The following is a 2150-nucleotide window of genomic DNA, read 5'->3' as shown; positions in this document are numbered from 1 at the left end:
TCAGGTCGGGGTTGTGCACCGAGACGCCGGCCGGCGGCTGGTTGTCGCCCGCCGTCACGTCGCCCGGGCCCTGCTGTCCAGGGCCCGCACTAGCGCGGCGGTGCCGGCCAGCGCGGCGGTCCCGGTCGCCCCGGCCCCCACCGCCAGCAGCGAGACCACGGCCGACGGGCTGCTCCCGGCGGGCAGCGCCCCGGCGACCTCGCCCGGGTCGCCGCCCACGGTCACGAGCAGCGGGTCCAGGTCCGCCGCCCGCAGCGCGGCCAGCACGGTCGCGGTGTCGGTCCCGGCCTCGGCGACCACCAGGCAGGGGCCGGCCGGCGCGGCGCCGGCGGGCGGCGGGTCGACGCGTACCCAGCCGGTGCGGTAGCGCAGGCCGTCCAGCTCGGCACCGCGCCGCCGACGGTCCCGGTAGGCCGCGAGGGCGGGCAGCAGCGCCGTCAGCGATTCCGGCCGGTCGGTGTCGAGGCCGAGCACGGTGGCCAGCGCGGCGGGGCGCTCGGACTCCACGGCGGCCCAGAACTCGTCGTCCCCGGCCGCCTCGGCCGGCCGACGCAGGTCGACCGCGGGCGGGTCCGGCCAGTACCGCTCGTGGTGGAAGGCGTAGGTGGGCAGCTCGATCCGGGCGGCGTCGGTGCCGGCGAACAGGGCGGGCCAGTCGACGCCGGCTCCCCGCAGGTCGACGGCGGCGACCGCGCCGAGCAGGGTGGCCGGCTCCGGCTGGTCGCGGCGGCCGACGCACGCGAAGGCCGCCGGGTCGGCGTCGGGCAGGCACTCCCGGGCCATCGCGGTCAGCGCCCCGTCGGGGCCGAGTTCCAGGAACGTCGCCGTCCCGGCGGCGGCGAGGGTGGCCACCGCGTCGTGGAAGCGGACGGTGTCCCGGACGTGGTCGACCCAGTAGCCCGGGTCGGTGGCCTCGGCGGCGGTCAGCGGGGCGCCCGTGCGGTCGGAGACGACCGGCAGGACGGGCGGGTGCCAGGTGACCTTCTCCGCGACGACGCGGAAGTCGGCAAGCAAGGCGTCCATCCGGGCGGAGTGGAAGGCGTGGCTGACGCGCAGCCGGCGGGTCCGTCGGCCCTGGGCGGCCAGCCGCTCGCCGGCGGCCAGGACGGCGTCCTCGTCGCCGGAGAGCACCACCGACGACGGGCCGTTCACGGCGGCGAGCGCGACCCGGTCGCCGAGCAGCGGGGTCACCTCCGCCTCGGACGCCCCGACCGCCAGCATGGCCCCGCCGGCCGGCAGGGCCTGCATCAGCCGGCCCCGGGCGGCCACCAGGGCCGCCGCGTCGGCCAGCGACAGCACGCCGGCGACGTGCGCGGCGGCCAGCCCGCCGACCGAGTGGCCGAGCAGGTGCTGCGGGCGCAGCCCCCACGCGGTGACCAGCCGGTAGGCGGCCACCTCGTACGCGAACAGCGCCGGCTGGGTGAACTCGGTGCGGTCCAGCAGCTCCGCCTCCGGCGAGCCGGCCTCGGCGAGGACCACCTCCCGCAGCGGGCGGCTCAGGTGCCGGTCCAGCTCGGCGGCCACCTCGTCGAAGGCGGCCGCGAACACGGGGTACCGGCGGCGCAGCTCGGCGCCCATGCCGGGGCGTTGCGCGCCCTGACCGGTGAAGAGGAACGCCACCTTGCCGGCGGAACGGGCCACGCCGCGCACCACGCCGGGCGCGGGCCGGTCCTCGGCGACCGCGCGCAGGCCGGCCAGCAGGGCGTCGGGGTCGTCGCCGGTCACCGCGGCCCGGTGCGGCAGCGCCGCCCGGGTGGTGACCAGCGAGTACGCCACGTCGGCCGGCGCCAGGTCGGGGTGCGCGGCGAGGTGGTCCAGCAGCCGGCGGGCCTGCCCGGCCAGGGCCGCCGCGGAGCGGGCCGAGACGAGCCACGGGGCGGGCGGGGCGGGCGGGCCGGCGGGCCGGGCGGCACCGGCGTCCGCGTCGGCGGCCTGCTCGATGATGACGTGCGCGTTGGTGCCGCTGATGCCGAACGCGGACACCCCGGCCCGGCGCGGCTGCCCGGTGGCCGGCCAGGGCCGCGCCCCGGTCAGCAGGGACACCGCCCCGGCGTTCCAGTCGACGTGCGGGGTGGGCTCGTCGACGTGCAGGGTGGGCGGCAGCACCCCGTGCCGCATCGCCAGGACCATCTTCATCACCCCGGCGACGC

At 79.5% G+C, this 2150-nt stretch carries 1 protein-coding gene; it reads right to left on the bottom strand.

The window, feature by feature from the left end:
- Nucleotides 1-54 precede the first annotated feature (54 nt).
- On the bottom strand, nt 55-2150 hold a 2096-nt coding region (locus tag ACWENR_RS30580; protein ID WP_452280411.1), incomplete at its 5' end, for an acyltransferase domain-containing protein.

This window comes from Micromonospora sp. NPDC004336 (genome assembly GCF_053602615.1).
This window is presented reverse-complemented; position numbering and strand designations above follow the sequence as displayed.